This is a genomic window from Verrucosispora sp. WMMA2121 (assembly GCF_027460185.1).
Classification (GTDB): domain Bacteria; phylum Actinomycetota; class Actinomycetes; order Mycobacteriales; family Micromonosporaceae; genus Micromonospora; species Micromonospora palythoicola.
In genome coordinates this window covers 22,501-40,680 of record NZ_JAPZBH010000002.1, presented here as the reverse complement: position 1 = coordinate 40,680, position 18,180 = coordinate 22,501, and the positions used below count along the sequence as shown (strand labels likewise).

Annotated in this window: 7 protein-coding genes and 2 pseudogenes (1 of these 9 only partly in view); 7 read left to right on the top strand and 2 right to left on the bottom strand. The window is 71.8% G+C overall.

The window, feature by feature from the left end; genetic code table 11:
* Positions 1 to 150: 150 nt before the first annotated feature.
* Positions 151 to 306: a hypothetical protein gene (locus O7605_RS00380; protein ID WP_269737386.1), complete on the bottom strand. Its 156-nt coding sequence runs from the start codon at positions 304 to 306 to the stop codon at positions 151 to 153.
* Between O7605_RS00380 and O7605_RS32035 the strand changes: the two are divergent.
* From O7605_RS32035 to O7605_RS32030, 4 genes and pseudogenes are all read left to right on the top strand, one after another.
* Positions 239 to 2,185, top strand: a pseudogene (locus O7605_RS32035) (YwqJ-related putative deaminase); the annotation flags it as partial. The gene O7605_RS00380 and the pseudogene O7605_RS32035 sit on opposite strands and share 68 nt — an antisense overlap.
* 256 nt (positions 2,186 to 2,441) lie before the next feature.
* The gene (locus O7605_RS00375) at positions 2,442 to 2,738 is read left to right on the top strand and encodes a hypothetical protein (protein ID WP_269737385.1); all 297 of its coding nucleotides are present in this window, start codon (positions 2,442 to 2,444) and stop codon (positions 2,736 to 2,738) included.
* A gap of 207 nt (positions 2,739 to 2,945) precedes the next feature.
* Positions 2,946 to 3,248: a hypothetical protein gene (locus tag O7605_RS00370; protein ID WP_269737384.1), complete on the top strand. Its 303-nt coding sequence runs from the start codon at positions 2,946 to 2,948 to the stop codon at positions 3,246 to 3,248.
* Positions 3,249 to 3,547: 299 nt separating this feature from the next.
* A pseudogene (locus O7605_RS32030) lies at positions 3,548 to 8,278 on the top strand (toxin glutamine deamidase domain-containing protein); the annotation flags it as partial.
* A gap of 2,946 nt (positions 8,279 to 11,224) precedes the next feature.
* On the opposite strand, the gene O7605_RS32025 reads toward O7605_RS32030, so the two are convergent.
* A complete protein-coding gene (locus O7605_RS32025) occupies positions 11,225 to 11,620 on the bottom strand; it encodes a hypothetical protein (protein WP_443083850.1) in 396 nt (131 codons plus the stop codon).
* A gap of 810 nt (positions 11,621 to 12,430) precedes the next feature.
* Here O7605_RS32025 and O7605_RS32020 point away from each other — a divergent pair.
* From O7605_RS32020 to O7605_RS00355, 3 genes are all read left to right on the top strand, one after another.
* Positions 12,431 to 16,774: a C2 family cysteine protease gene (locus O7605_RS32020; RefSeq protein ID WP_443083849.1), complete on the top strand. Its 4,344-nt coding sequence runs from the start codon at positions 12,431 to 12,433 to the stop codon at positions 16,772 to 16,774.
* 29 nt (positions 16,775 to 16,803) lie between these two features.
* Entirely contained in the window at positions 16,804 to 17,646 is an 843-nt protein-coding gene (locus tag O7605_RS00360) for a DUF6406 domain-containing protein (RefSeq protein ID WP_269737382.1), read from the top strand.
* Positions 17,647 to 17,802: 156 nt separating this feature from the next.
* Positions 17,803 to 18,180, top strand: partial view of a DUF6406 domain-containing protein gene (locus tag O7605_RS00355; RefSeq protein WP_269737381.1) — the 5' portion only. 513 nt of this gene lie beyond the right edge of the window; only the first 378 of its 891 coding nucleotides appear in the window; the start codon lies at positions 17,803 to 17,805; the stop codon falls past the right edge of the window.

The following is an 18,180-nucleotide window of genomic DNA, read 5'->3' as shown; positions in this document are numbered from 1 at the left end:
CAGTGACGGCGGTACCACCGCCAACGACCAGGGCGGCGCACCGGATGGCCGGAGCACGCCGGTCACCGAATCACCCGGCACGGACCGGACCAGCACCGATACGAACACCGACACCGCCGTCAGCGACCGGACGACGAGCGAGGCGACGGTTCAGACCGACGGTGGGCTGGTCACTGCCCCGCCGCCGGAGGTGACCGCCGCCCCGACCGGCGACGGCTCGACCGGGTCCGGCCGGACGATGACCGGCAGCCCGGTGTCCGACGTCACCGACGTCGACACAGCAGGCTCCTCCGTCGCCGGGGACATGCCGGCCACCGTGCTACCGGGTACGGCGACCGCATCCCCGGTGACGGCACCCGCCGCTCCAACGGTCGGGACACCTCCTGCCACGGTCACGCCAACGGGCCCGACCGCCGTAACGACCCCGGCGTCCCCCACTGGTGCACCTGCCGCAGCCGGCCCGCAGGTGGCGAACACCCCCAACAGCTCGACGCCGACCACGAGCGGTACCCAGACCGCAGGCACCCAGCAGCCCTCCGGAAACACCGCCACGCAACCGACCCCCGGCCGGGGTGCGCCGGTCGGACCGACCGTCAACCCGACAGCGGCGAACACGGCCGGCTCGATCTCCCTCGCGCCCGCAACGGGCCCGACCACGACGAACCCCACGCAGCCCACCGCATCCACGCAACAGGTCGGGCCCACCCAACAGCCGGGCACGCCGGCCCAACAGGCCACTCCGACCCAACCGGGACAGTCGAGGCCGGACGCGCCGACACCCGTGCCGGCCGACCAGCTCGGCCCGACGGTGCCGGCACACACGGCGGGTGTCGAGCCGGCGACGCCGTCTCTGGACGCGGCTCCGACCGCCGACACGGAAACGGACCCGAACTCCGAGCCCACCGATCCGGCCCAGCAGCGCACCGACGGGCCGGTCGTGATCCCGGTGCCCACCAGCAGCGGCACCGTCCAGAGCGGGCCGACGAACCCCGGCACCGAGACGGCGACCGGTCCGGTCGACCCGCAGACCCTCAGGCGGTCGCAGGGACCGACCGGACGCGGCACCCACAGCTGGCAGCTGGAGCCGACGTCGGTGGACGGCGACCCCAACGGTCCCGAAGCGGAGCAGGCCCTGATCGAGGCGTCCCGGACGCTGGCCGAGACCGTCCGGCGGGAGGTGAAGGCCGGAACGATATCCAAGGGCAAGCAGCCCGGCATGGCCGGCGCACTGCTGATGCCCGACGGCAGCATCACCACGCACACCAGCATGACCGCCGACAAGAGCACCAACCCGGCCACCCAACCCGCAGTACATCCGCTCGCACAGGCGGCGCTTGATCGTGCAGCAACGGCGCTGCGTACGGCGAAGGGCGGTGGACATGGCAAGTGCGCCGAGGTTGCCCTGATTTCCGACCAGCTCTACCTACTGGAACAGCAATGGCGGAACGCTGGGGAGCCGGGGAACTTCGAACAATATGCCCTGGACGCTCTCCGAGGCGCGAAGATCGTGACACATCAGATCGCCACCGCTCGGTCCGGTGGCGTCACATACGAGCTCGGGCACTATCGGCCGCCGTGCCGCTCGTGTGCGCACTTCCTGCCGGAGTTCAATGTCGAGCCGATCACCGACCCCGAGCGAGACGTCACCGTCTACCAACCGCCGGTACCCGGGGTGGTGGGCAATGGGCTGCCACTGAGCGACGGCCGGCCGTACGGGCAGCCGGAGGGTCTGCTGCCGCCGGACCAAGCCGATCAGGATGCGCTCGACGCGGCCGTTATTCGGGATCCGGCGACGGGACGACCTGCCGTGCACCCGGATCCACGGCTCGGTTCGTGGGCCGACCTGCTAAACGATGGCGGGCCGACCGTTCCAGGACGCGCAACGAACTGCGCCGATGTTGGGCTGTCCGTCCTGTCGGCCTGGTACGGACGTCCCGAGGTAGCGGCGCCGACAGTCCCGTCAGCCGAGGTGGAACGGGGCAGCACCACCCGGCAGGAGCAGGCACTGGGCTCCACCTTCGGACACCACGGCAGTGGCGCTCGCGGGTTGGATGCGGTCGCTGACGCTCTCCGCGCGGCTGGTCCCGGGGCCGCTGCCCTCATCATCGGCCAGTGGCCGGGCCCTGATGGCCGCGCCCACACCTGGAACGCCGTGAACCACAACGGCACGATCATCTGGGTTGACGGGCAGCGTGGTGTGGTCTCCGACATCGCCCCGCTCTACGCCGGTGAGGTGGACGGCGTCTGGTCGATCGTGCTGGACGCCGAAGGTGATCCGGTCGGCCCGGCCAGGCCCGAAGCCAAGACACCGGCACCGGTGCCACCGGACTCGACTGCGGATCTGCCGGCGGGTGGGCGGGACCAGAACTCCATCCCGGCCGGCCGCCCCGGCAACGTCGACCCGAACCAGCCGGACGGGGCAGTGGAGGTGCAGCCCGCCCATGCCGATGAGCAGGGAGGAAGCCCGGCAACTGATGACCAGGTTGCTGGGGACGGACAACCCGGTGGCGGTGTTCCCGTTCGAGTTCGGCTGGGCGGCCCAGGAGACGCTCTCCCCGCAGCAGCGGGCGCAGGGCCGGCAGCTGGGCCAGGGGGTCTTCATCATCGACCAGACGGGGGTGGTGACCGTGCATCCCAGCCTGCCGCCGCTGTTGATCATGAGACGGTACGCGGCGGCCCGCCGGGAGGGTCGGATCACCGGCCGGCAGGTCTGGCCGGCCCCGGATCCGACGGACTGAACGACTCCGACGCCACACCTGACAGTCGCTTCCTGGACGGGCTGCCGGACACCGACCGGGCCACCATGCTCGACGCCCTGGCCGAGGCGCGGACCGAGGCCGGTCAGATCCTGACCGATCCGCACGGCATCAACGCCGAGGTGGACGCGCGCGGAGTGGCCCTGTCCGACCTGCCGGGTCTGGACCCTGACCTGATGGGGGGCGCGCATGGCAGCGCTGACGTTCGGTTACTTCCTCCTGCGCAGACCGGAGGATCCGGACGGCCCGCCGGTCAACCTGATCGCGGAGGCGGACAGCGCCGGGCCGACCCAGGCGGTGATCTGGGACCGACCGAAGCGGGCGTGGACGTTCCGCCCGGACGTGGCGGCGGCGATCCTGTGGGCGAATCCGGAACGCCACGAGATCCAGCAGGTCGACCGGGCGACGGCCGAGCGCCAGGTGGCGCACTTCGCGACGGTGCCGTTGCCGACGGAGGACGAGCTGACGCAGATCTGCCGCTCGGCGATCTGACCGCGGACGGCACAGGTGCTCCGGCTCAGCCAGGCGAGTCGGACCAGGCCGGCCCGGGTTCGCCGGTCACGGCCGGAATCCCGTCGGTACCGCTCGACACCGACCATGGTCTGGCGCAGACCCGGCGCCTCGGGCCGGGTGAGCTGGCACCGTTGGAGGATCCCGGCTACCAGTGGGAGGTCGAGCAGAGCCTGCGTACGCCGGGCGGCTATCTCTTGTTCGCCGATCCGTCCACCCACCCGTACGGTCAGCTCGTCAACGACGGCGGCCCGGGTCAGCCGGGTCGCGCCAACAACTGTATGGACTCCGCGCTCTCGGCGCTGTCGAGCTTCTTCGGAGACCCCCGGGTGTCCTTCCCCCGCTGGCTGGACATCCGGCCGGACGGTTCGATCGAGACGGTGACCGGCGAGGCGAGTGGGCTCGACCGGGCCGAGGAGTGGCTCGGCGTCGAGTGGTCCGGCGGATCGGAGGGGCTGCCGACGACTCCGGCCGAGCACGCCGCGGCCGTCGCCGAGCAGTACGCGCAGCTTCATCAGCGTGTCGCGGCGGCCGGTCCGGGTTCGGCGGCCCTCGTCGTGGCCGAATGGGTCCGGACGGATCCCCTCAGCGGCGATCTCGTCCTCGACCGGGGGCACGTGCAGGTCCAGGACTCGCACGCCTTCGTCCTGGTGTATCCGGAGGGTGCCGACGGGCCGGTCTGGTGGGATCCGCAACGAGGGACGACGTGGCCGCAGCCCCCGGCCGCGTACCTGGCACAGACGTATGCGCTGTGGTCGATGGAGACCATGGCGGAAAGGGTTACCGATGACAGAGGACGAGGCGCAGACGCTGATCAGGCGCCTGCTCGGCACGGCGAACGAGATCGAGCTGCACCCGTTCGAGTTCGGCTGGCTGGCGAAGGAACAGCTGTCCCCACAAGAACGGGCGGAGGGCAGGCAACTGGGCCACGGGAGCTACATCATCGACCGGACGGGAGTGATCACAGTTCAGATGAGTCTGCCGGTACCGCTGCTGATCGCGGAGTACACGCAGGCCCGCCGGGAGGGCCGGATGACGGGTCGGCAGGTCTGGCCGACGGAGGAACCGACGGCCTGACGCCGCCGGCCGAACCGGCCGGGGAGGTCGGGCCATCGTCCGTCGACCCGCCGCCGGGCGACCCCGGGCCCGCAGCCGACCCGGACGGCCCCGACCTGCGGCAGGCGGCAGCCGGTACGACCTTCGGTGGTGCGCTGCTCGACGCCGACCCCGCGCGTACCACGATCGCCGTCGAGGCGGCCCTGACCACCGGGCCACTACCCGACGGGGCGAGCGCCGACCCCGCCACCGCCACAGTCGCCCTGGCCACCCTCGACGGTCCCTATCCGGTACGCGTCGAGCCGACCCCGGCTGCGGCGGACGCGGCGGTCGCACCAGTGGCCGCCATCCGCTACACCGCCGACGGGGCCGTCGTGCAGGTGTCCACGAGCGCCCACCCGGACCACGTCCGGCGGGCGGTGGCGGCGGCTCTCGCCGAAGTGGACGCGATCGCCCAGCAACGGGCCGAGGGGCTGCGGTTCGACGCGACCACCGCACTCGCCGAGGGCGCCCGGCCGGAGGGCGACGGCACCCGCGTGCTGACCGCACGCGACCTCGGCCACCTCGCCGAGCTGCGGGTGGTGCTCGCCGACAGCGCCACCGCCGCCGATCCGGGCACCGCCGGTCAACTCCGTGCCGAGGCACTGAGTCTGCTCGTCGCCTCCGGTCTCCTCGAACAGGAACCGGCGCACGTCGTGCACGGGCTCGGTGGCAACACACCGGTGGTCGGGCCGGAAGCGGCCCAGGCCCGCCTCGACCTGATCCACCATCTCCTCGGTCCGCTCGCCACCGAGGTGGAGGCCCTGATCGGGCTCGCGCACGGTGGTGGTCAACAGCTCGTAACCGACATCCGGGCGGCCCAGTCGGCGATCCGTGCCGAGGCGCGGGCCTGGGCGCAGCAGGCCACCGCCCTGCGCGACGCGGCCGATCTGGCGTTGACCGCCAGGGTGGACGCCACCCTGGGCGTGACGCCCGACCACGTCTTCGACCGGCTCGTCATCGGTGGCGGTTGGGCCGCGACCGCCGACTTCGTCACCCTGGGTGCCGCGGCGGACGCCGGCCACGGCCTGCCGTCGGTGCTCTGCGTGTCCCAGGGACACGACCCGTGGGCGGAGCGCCAGGCGCTGCTGATGGGGCAGGTCCCCTCCGAGCTGGAACTTCCCGGTCTACCGTTCCAGCCGGCCGACCTGGCCGAGGAGGGCACCCAGTTCACCCCGTCGGACGTCTTCGCCGACGCGGTGGGCGCGGCGCGCGCGCTCTCCGGCATGCCGACCTACCAGGGCACCGCCACCTCGATCACCCCTCGACCGGCCGACGCCACGGGCTGGCCCGACGGCGCCAACTTCCGGGTGACCGTCAACGGCCGGGACATCTACACCACCTCCGTCGACATCGCCAGCGGGCCGGGACCGTCCCGGGTACCCAGCGTCCCGACGAACGCCACCGGCGCATACGTCGACCCGGACACCGGGTACCGCGTCGACCGCTCCGGCGGCACGCCGCTGTTCCAGGACCCGGACGGCAACCAGATCGCACCGGAGAGCCTGCCGCCGCAGGTACGAGCGGTCCTCGGCGGCCCGGGCACCAGCCGGGGTGATCTGCCGCTGCTCGCCGACCTGACCGGGCGGCCCACCGATCCGCTGGTGGTCGACCCGATGTCCGGGTACGCGGTGGACGTCACCACCGGCCAGGTTGTCGACTCCGGCGGCTCGCCGGTGCACACCGGTGCCGTGCCCACCGAGGTCGCGGCTCGGCTGGGCTTCGCTCCGGACGGGTCCTTCACTGATCCTCGGCCGGCCGCGCCACCTGTCGACTTCGGTGGGCAGAACCTCGCCGACGCGTACCGTCCCGGTGACCGGGTGCTCGTCTTCGGCGCGGGCGCCTCCGGCGCGTGGGACATCGAGCAGGCAGTGGCGTCGCCCGCCGCGAGCGTCGACTGGTCGGCCCGCGCCGTGGACCCGCCGCCCGGCCAGCTCACCGGTGACCCGGACCAGGACGCCGAGGCGCGTCTGCGGCACAGCTTCGGCGGCGGCTACAACCGGCGGAACACGCTGCCCGACGTCGGTGCCTACGCCGACACGGTGCGGAGCCAGGTCGACCTGTCGCTCCGGGAGATCGTCAGCCTCCGGCACACCGTCGACGGCGGCTTCCTGGTGGAGTTCACCGACGGCAGCCGCCAGGCGTACGACCGGGTGGTGCTCTCGATCGGCCAGGCGGCCGACTTCCCGGGGGGTGTCGCCAACCTGGTATCCGGGCTCGGGCTGGAGCCGCTGGACGGACCTGTGGCAGTGCCGGACGCCGAAACCGACGTGCTGGGCCTTCGTGATGCCTCAGGGCGGCTCCGCGTCCTGGGTGCGGCGAGCGTCGCTCCGGGTGTGGTCGCCGAGACGTCCAACCCGTCGGACGTCCGTGCCCTCCTGACCGCCCAGGCCAACGCGTTGCCCGACGACTCCCGCGGCATCCAGCCCAGCATCCGGTTCCATGCCCAGCGCATCGCCGAGGCCAATCGACCCGCACCGCCGAGCGCACCGGGTGACAGCCAGGCCGTACCCGGTGCCCCGTCCGGGCCGGACAACCTAGACGTCGTGGTACCTCGGGGGGCCCTCCCAGGCCCAGCGGACGTCGAGCCAGGGCAGCGGTCCGAACCGGTCGAGAAGTCGCTGCCCGAGGGCGGGCACCTCGACGTCGATCGGTCTGCCGTCGATGTCCTGACCGACGCCGTACGGCAGGATCTCGACCCGGTTGCGGTCGAACTGGACGTAGCGCAGGCGGGGGAGGTTGCGGCTGGCGGCCAACGCCTCGGCCCCGTCGGCACCGACATCGCAACGGGACAGACCGAGCCAGCGCAGCCGGCCCAGGCAGCCCGATCCAGCGAGGTGCCGCACGCCGGTGTCGCCGATGGGGTTTCCGCCCAGGTCCAGCCCGACCAGTTGTCCCAGCAGGGGCGACGCGGCGATGTCGGCGATGCGTCCGGAGACATCGGTAAGCACCAGGTGCCGAACGGGAACGCTTCGCCAGACCTCGGTTCCGTGGTCGAGGAAGGCGTCGGCACGCATGGTCACCGACTCGACGAATCCGCGCCGCAGCCGCCAGTCGTCGACCAGCCGCTCGACGGGGCGGGCGAGTCGCGGTCCGATCCTGCGCCCGAGCAGCAGACGTCGGGGGGTACTCCCGCCGTCGAGGTCGAGGCGGATCAGCTCGGCGTGCTCGGGGTCGGTGGTCTCGATGGCGTCGGCGTAGCGTCGCCGCAGGTCGAGGTCGTCGGGGTCGGCGAGGATGGTGGCGTAGAGGTCGGCGGTCATGGCCATGACGGCAGCGTATCGACGGACGGCGCGAGCACCGCCCCTCGTGGCCTGTCGTTGCCGGAGAGCCGACGGTTCGGGCCGGGTGAACTGGCTCCGCTCGAAGATCCACGTTTCCAGGACGATCTCGCGGCGAGCCTCGCCACCGGGCAGGGGTACGCGGTCTTCGCGGATCCGTCGACCCATCCGTACGGGCTGCTGGTGAATGACGGTGGACCAGAACAGCCCGGTCGCGGCAACAACTGCCTCGACTCGTCGCTGGCGGCGCTGGCCAGCTTCCACGGCGAGCCGCAGGTGTCCGTACCGCGCTGGGCGGATCGCTTCGTCGACGGCTCGATCGATCGCGTCACCGGCGAGCGGGGCGGACTGGAGCGCGCCGAGGCGTGGATCGGCGGCGAATGGATCGGTGGTTCCGGCAACCTGCCGATGGACCTGTCCGCCCGTACGGATGCGGTCACCGCCCAGTACGCGGACCTCTACCGGCAGGTGGCGGACGCCGGCCCCGGGGCGTCGGCGCTGGTGGTGGCCGACTGGCTGTTGCTCGACGCGGCCGGGAACGTGGTCCTCGACGAGGCTGGCCGACCTGAGGTCGACAGCTCGCACGCCTTCGTGATCGTCTTTCCGGCGGGCGCCGACGCGCCGGTGTGGTGGGATCCGCAGACCGGGACGACGTCGGCGGAGATGCCCGCCGCCGATGTGCGGGAAACCCACGCGCTCTGGGCGATGATGGTGCCTGACGGAGAGGGGCGAGTTGACCGAGGACGAGGCGCTGACGCTGATCAGCCGACTGCTGCGGACTGGGAATCCGATCCTGCTACGGGAGTTCGAGTTCGGCTGGCTGGCCCGGGAGAGACTCTCGGAGCAGGAGCGGGCCTCGGGGATGCACGTGGGCCAGGGCAGCTACATCATCGACCGCTCGGGAGTGGTCACAGCACACACCAGCCTGCCGCCGCGTCGGGTGATGGAGGAGTACGCGCAGGCGCGACGGGAGGGCAGGATCAAGGGTCGCCAGGTGTGGCCCGAGGCGGAGCCGACAGTCTGACCCGGACCGACGGCTCGATGCCGTCGGACGACCCGACCGGGAGCACCGGACCTACCGGCCCCGGTGGCCCTCCGGGGCCGGGCATCGACTCCGCGATCGACGCTGAGGGGCCCGATCTCCGCCGGGCCGCCGCCGGTACGACCTTCGGTGGTGCGCTGCTCGACGCCGATCCGGCCCGGACCGGGGAGGCCATCCAGGCCGCGGTGGACGGCGGGGCACTGCCCGACCGTGCCCGCGTCGACCCGGCCACCGGCACCGTAACCCTGGACACGCTTGACGGCCCGTACCGGGTACGCATCGAGCTGACCGATCCGGCGGCGAACGTGCCGCTCGTCCCCGTTGCCACCGTGCAGTACCACCCCGACGGCGCGGTGGTGCGGGTGTCGACCGGGGCGCATCCGGACCACGTCCACCGTGCCGTGGCCGCGGCCCTTGCCGAGGTGGACACCGTCGCTCAGGATCGGGCCGCGGGGCTGCGCGTCGACGCCACCACGGCGCTCGCCGAGGGCGCTCGAACGGCGGGCAACGGTTCCCGGCCTCTCACCGCCCGAGACATGGGCCGCCTCGCCGAACTGCGGGTCGTACTCGCGGAAAGCGCCGCCACGTCCGAGCCGGGCCGAGCCGGTCAACTACGAGCCGAGGCGCTGAGTCTGCTCGTCTCCTCCGGGCTGCTGGAGCAGGAGCCTGCCGCGCCCGTTCACGGACACGCTGCCAACGTGCCGATGGTCGGCCCGAAAGCGGCCCAGGCGCGCCTGGATCTGATCCGGAACCATCTCGGCACCCTCGCCCCGGAGGTCGAGAACCTGCTCGGGCTCGCCCAGAGCGACGGGCAGCAACTCCTCGCGCAGCTGCGCGCCGCTCAATCGGCGGTCCGTGCTGAGGCCCGAGCCTGGGCGCAGCAGGCGACCGCCCTACGCAACGAGGCCGACCTCGCGTTGACCGCCCGGGTGGACTCCGCGCTGGATGCGGCACCCGACCACGTCTTCGGCCGGTTGGTGATCGGTGGGGGTTGGGCCGCCACCGCTGACTTCGTCACGCTTGGCGCTCCCGCCGACTCGGGGGCCGGCCTCCCAGCGGTGCTCTGCGTCTCCCAGGGGCACGACCCGTGGGCGGAGCGGCAGACGCTGCTGATGGGGCAGGTCCCCTCCGAGCTGGAACTTCCCGGGCTGCCGTTCCAACCGTCCGACCTGGCCGAGGAGGGGACCGGGTTCACTCCGTCCGATGTGTTCGCCGACGCGGTGGGCGCGGCCCGTGCGCTCAACGGCATGCCCACCTACCAGGGACTGGCCACCTCGGTCACGCCGCGCCCAGCTGACGCCACCGGATGGCCCGACGGTGCGAACTTCCGGGTGACCATCGGCGGCCGGGAGGTCTTCACGGCGGCACTGGACATCGCAACCGGCCCCGGCCCTTCCCGGGTGCCCACCGCGCCGACCGGTACCGCCGGCGACTACGTCGACCCCGCCACCGGTTACCGCGTGAGCCGCTCCGGGACCACGCCGGTGTTCCGCGACCCCGCCGGTGCGGTCATCGGTCTGGAAAGCCTCCCCCCGCACGTACGAGCCGTCCTCGGCGGTACGGGTGTCTTGGACCTTCCGCTGCTCACCGATCTCAGCGGTCAACTGACCGATCCGTTGGTGATCGACCCGTCCAGCGGCCACGCGGTGAACATCCTGACCGGGCAGGTGCACGACCCGGCGGGCGACCCGGTGGACGTACGGGCACTGCCCGAGGAGGTTGCGGCCCGTCTCGGCCATGCCCGGGACGGCTCGTTCACCGATCCCCGCCCGGCCGCGCCGCCGGTCGACTTCGGCGGACAGAACCTGGCCGACACCTACCAGCCGGGCGACCGGGTACTGGTCTACGGGGCGGGACCGTCCGGGGCGTGGGACATCGAGCAGGCCGCTGCCTCCGCAGCCGGGCGCATCGACTGGTCGGCCCAGGCCAGGCCGCTACCGGCCGACCGGGTGACGGGTGATCCCGTCGTCGACGCCCGAGCCCAACTGGAGTTCAGTTTCAGCGGCGGTGACAACCGGCGTAACAACCTGCCCGGCCTCGGTGCGTACTCAGACGCTGCCCAGGCCCGCGTGTCGGACAGGTCGATGCGCAGCATTGTCGGCATCCGACACACGGTCGACGGAGCGTTCGTCGTCGGGTTCAGCGACGGTACCGAGCAGGTCTACGACCGAGTGGTGCTCTCGATCGGGCAGGAGCCCCGGCTTCCCGGTGGCGTGCACACCCTGCTGTCCGAGATCGAGTTGGCAACACTTGAAGGACCGTCCATCCGAACGAAGGACCCGGTCCCTGACCTGCTGGGGCTACGTGACCGCAGTGGTCAGCTCAGGGTCCTCGGCGGTGCCAGCGTGGCCGGGGCACTCCTGGCCAGGGTCGACGAGGGCCTGACGGAGGTCGTCCTGCGTCAGGCAGCGGCACTGCCGGACGACTCGCAGGGCATCCCGCCCAGCATCCGGTTCCACGCCCAGCGAATCGCCGAGGCGAACCGCGGTGTCCCGCCGGTGTCGCCGCTGGTCGGCGGCGCCGCGCCGCCGGATCCTCCTTCAGACCTCGTCCCAGAGGGCGATGCTGTACAACCTCCAGCCCCATTGGATGTCGAGCCAGGGCAGCGGGCCGTACCGGGCGATCAATTCCTGCCCGAGCGGAGGCATCTCGACCCAGACGGGCGATCCGTCGATGTGCTGCCCGTGGCCCTGAGCGGTGACCTCGACGGGGTTGCGCCGCAGGTCGACGTAGCGCAGGGCGGGCAGATTGCGGGTGGCGGCGAGGGTCTCGGCTCCGGCCGGGCCGATGCCGCAGCGCGCCAGGCCCAGCCAGCGGATCCGGCGCAGGTGCGGGGAGTCGACGAGGGTGGCGAGTCCGTCGTCGCCGATCGGGTTCCCGCGCAGGTCGAGGGCGACCAGGCGGTCGAGGCAGGCGACCTGGGCGATGTCGGTCATGAGTCCGGCGGCTTCGGTCAGGACCAGGTGGCGGACGGGGTGGTGGGCCCAGACCTCGTCGCCGTGGTCGATGAGGGTACGCGCGGTCATGGTGACCGATTCGATCAGTCCGTTGCGGATTCGCCAGTCGACGAGCAGGTGAGCGACGGGATCGGCGAGGCGCGGGTGGATCCGCCGGTGCAGGAACAGCATCTCCCGGGTGCCGTCGGCCCCTTCCAGGTCGAGGCGGATCAGCTCGGCCCGCTCGGGATCGGTGGTCTCGATGGCGTCGGCGTAGCGTCGCCGCAGGTCGAGGTCGTCGGGGTCGGCGAGGATGGCGGCGTACAGCTCGGCGGGCGTGGCCATGACGCCAGCGTATCGACGGGCGACTCGATCACCGCCGGTGCCGTTCCGGGCTCCACCTTCCACGGTCTGGGTCGCCCGGTCGCCGACCCGGCGGCGGTGCTGGATCTGGCCCGGTCCGCGCTGCCGCAGATCGCGCAGTACGCCCAGGTGGACGCGGTGGCCCCGGTCGGGCCGGACCTGTTCGAGATCCACTCTGCCGGGCAGCAACCGCTTACCGTACGGCTCGCCAGTGCTCCGTTGCCCGACGGCCTGGTGGCCCGATCGACCCGCGACCCGGACGGCGTCCTCACCGTCACGGTGTCCGAGCGGGCCGCCGATCCGGTGGTGGCGCGGGCGTTGGCGCACGAGGTCGCCGAGTTGGCAGCGCTGCACGAGGCCGGCCGGGCGCTTGTCGGTCCGCTGGACCCGGGCAACATCCAGGGCCCCATCGACCCGGCGGGGCTCACCGCCCACGACCGAGGTCGAATGGCGGAGATCCGGCTGCTCGCCGCCACGTACGCCGCCGCCGACCTGGCCGCCCGACCCGCCGTGCGCGCCGAGATCGACGCCCTCGCCGGTCACCTCGGCCTGCGGGTCGGTGACCCGGACGTCCGGTCGCGGTGGGCGGTGCTACCTCGGGACGTGCTGGCGCACCTCATGCGGCTCAGCGTGCCGTCGATCACGACCGACGCGGTCTCCACCGTGCTGGCCGGTGCCGCCACCCTCACCGAGGTCGAGCGGATCAGGATGATCGACTACCGGGCCAGACTGGCTCCGGACTTCCAGGTGCCCCAGCAGGCGGACCTGGACGCCCGGCTGCGGGACCTGGCGACCGAGGCTGAACACGCGCAGGCCGGCATGCCACGGATGTCCGCCTTCGCCGGACAGATCGTCGGTGTCCCGCAGGCACAACTCAACCGGATCCGGGCGGTGGATCCGCAACTCGCCGACCGGCTCGCCACCGAGGGCATCTACGTCGACCTGACCGGCCGCTACGACCTGCGCCCCTACATGGTGCCGGACGTGCCCGCCGTCGACCTCGGCGCCGCACGCCCGGCATTCGACCTGACCACCGAGGACGGGCGGCGCGCCCAACTGCACGAGGACCGACAACGCGCCCGCGCGGCGCTGCGTGGTCTCCACGGTGACCAGGCAGCCGCCCTGCTCACCGGACACGAATTCCACTACCAGGGCACCGCGAGGTGGATGGGACTGGTGCCGGACGTCCTGACCGACGTCCTGCGCAGCATCACCCCCGCGCCGACGGCCACCGGCGCGACCGTGGAGAACTCCGCGACGCAGGAGACAGCGGCCGAGATCCGGGTCTCGGCCGACCGGGTGACTCTGCCACCGGAATCGGCCAACCAGCCCGGTCCGGTCTACGGGTCGGCACTGGACGCCCGCAGCGGGCAACCTCCGCCGCTGTTCGACGGGCCGCCGAAGCGGGAGGACGTACAGCAGGGGGCGCTCGGCGACTGCGGCATGATCGCCGTGATCGGCTCGGTCGCCGGTCGACTTTCGGACAGCGTCGCGCAGATGTTCCACCCGAACCCGGACGGCTCGGTCGACGTGGTGCTGCACGAGACAAGTGGGCCCGACCGTGCGATCACGCCCACCGGTCGACAGCTGCGGGTCACCGTCTTCCCGGACGTGCCGTTGCACCCCAACTCGAACGGCCACAGCGTCTACGCCGACCAGTCTGTGGTCGGATCGGCCTGGGCGTCGCTGCTGGAGAAGGCGATCGCGGCGATCGACCGTACCTGGACCCAGCAGCGTCACGACCAGTGGCAGCAGCAGTGGACCGCCCGGCCGGGTGTGGACGCCACCCAGGCGGCCCCGCTCGGCTACGCCCGGCTGGACAACGGCAGCAGCCGCCTGGTGCAGGCCGAGTTGCTCAGCCAGCTCACCGGCCTGCCGACCGGGGTCAGTGAACTGGACCCGACACCGGGCCGGGAAGCCGACGTCGAGGCACGACTGGCAGCCCTGTTGGCCGCCGGCAGCCCGATGATCACCGGCACCCGGCCGGCCGACGCCTATGCTGCCCAACCGGGCGGCACGCCACCGTACGGACTGGTCGCGGGGCACGCGTACGAGATCGTGTCGGTCACGAACGGCGAGGTGCAGCTGCGTAACCCGTGGAACGCGCAGCATCCGGCCCCGATGCCGCTGCGCGCCTTCCTCGACCTGATGAGCCCCTGGTACGCCCACGTCGAGTTGGCTCGGAGCACCGTCGCGGCGCTGCCCGGCTCGGCGTTCCACGGTCAGGGCCGACCCGCCGCCGACGCCCCGGCCGTGGTGGACCGGGCCCGGCTGGTGCTACCCACCCTGGCTGAGCAGGTCGGCGCGGACCAGATCGTGGCGGTCGGCCCGGACGCCTTCGAGCTGCGCGCGTCCGGTGTGGCGCCGCTGCGAGTCCGGGTCACCGCCGCCCCGCTGGCCGACGGCGTCGTGGCACAGACCATCCGCAACCTGGACGGCACCTTCACCCTCACCGTCGCCGACCGTGCCGGAGACATGGCGGTCGACCGTGCGGTGGCGCACGAGGCCGCCGAACTACTGGCCCGGCACGAGACTGGTACCGCCCACGTCGGGCTCTTCGACCAGGGCGCGGCGGAGGGGCCGATAGATCCCGCCGGCGTCTCGGTCCGGGACCGGGGTCGGGTGGCCGAACTGCGCCTCATGGCCGCCTGGTACGCACAGGCCGATCCCGCCGCCCGGCTCGCCCTGCGAGCCGAGATCGACACCCTGGTCGACCGCTTGGGCCTCCGCTGGGGTACGCCCGACGCGGCCGCCCGCCTCGCCGCCCTGCCTGCCGACGTGTGGACCCACGTGATGCAGCTGAGCCTGCCGGTGATCACACCGGAGGCGGTGGCCGACGCCCTGGCGTTCAACCCCAACCAGACGATGGTCGAGCGGTTCCGCGCCATCGACTACCGAGGCCGGCTGGCTCCCGACTTCCAGCCGCCGCCCGCCGCCGAGCTGACCGCGAAGTTGCGGGAGTTGGCCGTGCACGGGGAGCAGAGCCAGTCCTCGCTACCCCGGATGCCCGCCCTCGCCGGGCAGCTCATCGGCCTGCCGCCGAACCTGCTGGACCAGGTCCGCCGGCACGACCCACGGTTGGCCGATCGGCTCGCCACCGAGGGCATCTACGTCGACCTGACCGGCCGCTTCGACCTGCGCCCGTACACCCTCGAAGGTGCCCCGGAGTTCAACCTGGAGAGGTCCGTACCCGCGTACGACCTGAACACCCCAGCCGGCCGCAACGCGCTGCTGACCGAGGACCGATCGCGAACCTATGCGGCCTTCAACGTCGAGTACGGGTCGAATCCCGCCGCCATGGCGGTACTCGCCACGCACAGCTTCCACTACCAGTCCGACGCGCGGCGGATGGGGCTGGTACCAACGGCGCTGACCGAGGCCCTGCGGGCGATGATGCCGTCCGAGTCGGAGGTCGAGGTCGAGGTCATCCCGACGGTTACCCCCGGCGAGGCCGCCGTGGCCGCCGACCGGGTAACGCTGCCCGACCCAGATGCCGAGTATCCGATCGAATACGGTCGTTCACTGTTCCCGGCAACGGGCCAGCCGGCACCGCTTTTCGACGGCCCGCCCGGACGGACACAGGTGCAGCAGGGCATATTGGGTGACTGCGGGATGCTGGCCACGATGGCGGCCCTCGCCGGGCATCGGCCGCAGAGCATTCCACAGCTGTTCGAGCCGCAACCGGATGGCACGGTGGACGTCCTGCTGCACGAAACTGTGTTGCGTGGCAACGGTGCGGCGGCGACCGGGCGGCGCATCCGGATTAACGTGCGGCCCGACGTCCCGGTGCATGCCGGCAGTTCGTGGGCCGCGTATGCCGACCAGTCGGAAGTCGGCGTCGGGTGGGCGGCGGTGCTGGAGAAGGCGCTCGCCGCGGTGGACCGCACCTGGACCATGGAGCGGCACGAGCAGTGGCAGCGCGAGTGGCGTGCGTGGGAGAGCAAAGATGACCCGCACCGTGCCGCCCCGCTGGGCTACGCGCGGCTCCACGTCGGCAGCACCACCCTGATGCAGGCCGAGCTGCTCACCCAACTCACCGGCCTGCCGGCCCGGCAGACGCTCCTCGATACCACGCCGGGACGGGAGGCGGCGGTCGAGCGACACCTGACGGCCCTGCTCGCCGCCGGCAGCCCGATCACCATCGCGACGTGGTCGATGGAGAGGTACCCCGGGCTTACCACCTTGCCCTACGGGCTTGAGGATGAGCACGTCTACGAGATCCTCGCGGTACGGGACGGCCAGGTACAGCTCCGTAACCCCTGGAACAAGGAGCATCCGTCGCCAATGTCGGTGCGGGCGATGCTGGACCTGATGGTGCCTTGGTGCGCGCACCTGGAGCAGTCACCGGTTGCCGCTCCACCGTCGCCTTCGGTGTACGGCGGCCCGGTAGCGAACGTCCAGCCACTTTTGCCGTCGCACCGATCGTCCGCCGAGCAGATCGTTGACCGCCCGCTGGCCGTTCCCAGCGCGGGTGCTCCGCTGATCGATCAGCCCGGCCCGATGGCCAAGCCCGCCTCGCCACCGCGCACCCTCGGTCGCACCTATCTAGATGACGATAGGTACGCGATCAACTACTTCACGTTGCTCGCCGCCGACGGTAGCGTGGCGGGCCTGATGGTGTCCGAGGTCGGCGGCTCGGGACGCTCGCTGCACTGGACGGTCGGTGGCGTGGTGCCGGGGCAGGCGACGCCGGCACCTGTCGAACGTGCGGAGGCCGAACGGATCGCCCGCGACGTGCTCGGTTTCGTGCTTCCCGCCGAGCCGACGTTGTACGACATGCTGGACACCTGATCGTGCCTGAGGGAACCGGGAGAGAGCTGGTGCGCTCGTTTACTCATGTGGCCGCCGTCCGCAACAACACGACGACGCCTGTCGGGCCGGCCCGCTTCGGGGTGCGCTGGGTCGATGTCGGGCCGCCGGTGCGTGCCGAGATCATTGTCATGCCGTTCCAGCGCGACGAGAGCTTCGCCTACGAGGTAACGCTCGGTGAGACCTTCCCGGTGGGCGAGGAAGTGTGGCGCTTCGCTGACCTCGACATGTCCAGCGCCCACGACTGGAAGGTCACCGTCCGCCGGGTGGACGAGGGTGAGGTGATGGAGCCGCCGACCGGGCGGTTGTGGAAGCGGGCTCGGTTGCGGCCGTACGGCCAGCTCGACGAGACCCAGCTCCAGTCCTTGGAGGTCGCGCTCGGGGCCCAGCTGCCTCGCGGCTACCGCGACTGGCTCAGTCGGAACAACGGTGCGCACCCTGAGGTGATGCACCACATACCGGGGATGCCGATCGTCCTGTTTCCGACGGGTCCGCTGTTCGGCGTCCACCCCGAGTACCCTCCGTTCGACCTGGTGCACGCCCAGCGTCGACACCGCGACCCCTGGCTGTCGCGAGCCTGGCTGGTGATCGCGAGTACGGCCAGTGGGCTGTTGGTCGTCTCGGCGGAGTTGGGCAACGAGAGCGTCTATTTTGTCAGCGAGCTCGACCTGGTCGGCCCACCTTCCCCGGCCGCGGCGGCCGCCCGGGAGCGGAAGCTGCGGGCGGTGGCCTGGTCGATGTACGAGTTCATCGGCCGGCTGACCCCGATGGAGATGGACCACTTTCCCCCCGTCGAGATCCACCCGCCCGGGACGTTTACGGATCCCGCCAACTACGAGCACGGGCAGCCATGAGAGCGGCACGGGTGGACGGCACAGCCGCCGATTCGCTGAGCTACCCGATCGTTGCGCAGTGCGCGGAGCCGGCCGCGCCAGCCGGCCCACGGCGAGGGCGAATGAACGCCTCGCACGCGATGTGCCTGCCCGCGCGTCGAGCCGGCGCCGAACGACATGCTGGACCTGATCGTGCCTGAGGAAACTGGGAGGGCAGGGCCCTTGCGCTCGTTCACTCACGTAGCCGCCGTGCCGAGCAACGCGACGGCGAGCGTCGGACCAGCACGGTTCGGGGTGCGCTGGGTCGACGTGGGGCCGCCGGTGCGTGCCGAGATCATCGTCATGCCGTTCCAGCGCGACGAGAGTTTCGCCCACGAGGTCACGCTCGGTGAGACCTTCCCGGTGGGCGAGGAGACCTGGCGTTTCGCGGATCTCGACATGTCCAGCGCGGACGACTGGGAGGTCACCGTCCGCAGGGTGGACGAGAACGAGGTGATGGAACCGCCGACCGGTCGGTTGTGGAAGCGAGCGCGGTTGCGTCCGTACGGCCAACTG

What these genes read in the sequence shown, in the direction of transcription:
- O7605_RS32025 (WP_443083850.1), bottom strand. Translation starts at nt 11,620, where the DNA reads ATGACCGACATCGCCCAGGTCGCCTGCCTCGACCGCCTGGTCGCCCTC.
- O7605_RS00380 (WP_269737386.1), bottom strand. Translation starts at nt 306, where the DNA reads ATGTCCCCGGCGACGGAGGAGCCTGCTGTGTCGACGTCGGTGACGTCG.
- O7605_RS00370 (WP_269737384.1), top strand. Translation starts at nt 2,946, where the DNA reads ATGGCAGCGCTGACGTTCGGTTACTTCCTCCTGCGCAGACCGGAGGAT.
- O7605_RS00375 (WP_269737385.1), top strand. Translation starts at nt 2,442, where the DNA reads ATGCCGATGAGCAGGGAGGAAGCCCGGCAACTGATGACCAGGTTGCTG.
- O7605_RS32020 (WP_443083849.1), top strand. Translation starts at nt 12,431, where the DNA reads ATGGCGGAGATCCGGCTGCTCGCCGCCACGTACGCCGCCGCCGACCTG.